The sequence below is a fragment of the Seonamhaeicola marinus genome, from assembly GCF_008085455.1.
The window spans coordinates 1-697 of the sequence record NZ_VSDQ01000888.1 but is presented as its reverse complement, the minus strand read 5'-3'; the positions used below and the strand labels follow the sequence as shown (position 1 = coordinate 697).

Below are 697 nucleotides of genomic sequence, written 5' to 3'. Positions count from 1 at the left end.
TTACGAGGCTTGCAAGATGTAAAAATACCCACAATAATTACCTTTATTTCGTATTGGTTGGTTGGGTTTCCTATAAGTTGGTTTTTTGGTAAAGCCCATGTGTATGGTAGTTTTGGTATTTGGTTAGGCTTATTAGCAGGCTTATCTACCGCAGCTATTTTACTTTACATAAGGTTTAATTACTTAACCAAAAAATTAATTGAAGAAACATTGTAAATTGTAAATTTGTGCAGTTAAAAAAGCAATGCTAATTAAGTATTGGCTATTTTTACAGTGTTTTAAAACATGTTTTAAATTAACTTAACAATAATGGCACTACCAAAATTTATTTTAGGTGATAATTCTGATTTTCCAACAGCTATTTATGTAATTCATACGGAGTTTCCTAGGTTTATTATTAATCTTGAAGATGATGATGTTGAATGGTTTGAAGATTTTGATGATGAAGACCAAAAAGAACTTGAAACCGAAACTGAAAATGCTATTAAGTTAGCTACCGAATGGTATGATGCCGAAATTGAAAAATACAACGAGTAACCGCGTTAGGGATTGAAGCAAGTTACCGTGTAACGCGTAAAGCCCGACCCGAAGGGGAACGCCCAAATTTTATTTTATGTTAGAAAACATATTAAAGTACGATACTGAATTATTTATTTTTTTAAACAACCTTGGTACCGAACGTTGGGACAGCACTTGG

The 697-nt window shown here is 32.4% G+C and carries 1 protein-coding gene and 1 pseudogene; both read left to right on the top strand.

Annotated features, from left to right (window positions below):
• Positions 1–216, top strand: a pseudogene (locus tag FUA24_RS24635) (MATE family efflux transporter); the annotation flags it as partial.
• 93 nt (positions 217–309) lie between these two features.
• Positions 310–537, top strand: a complete 228-nt coding sequence (locus FUA24_RS24630) for a hypothetical protein (RefSeq protein ID WP_147133820.1) — start codon at positions 310–312, stop codon at positions 535–537.
• Positions 538–697 lie beyond the last annotated feature (160 nt).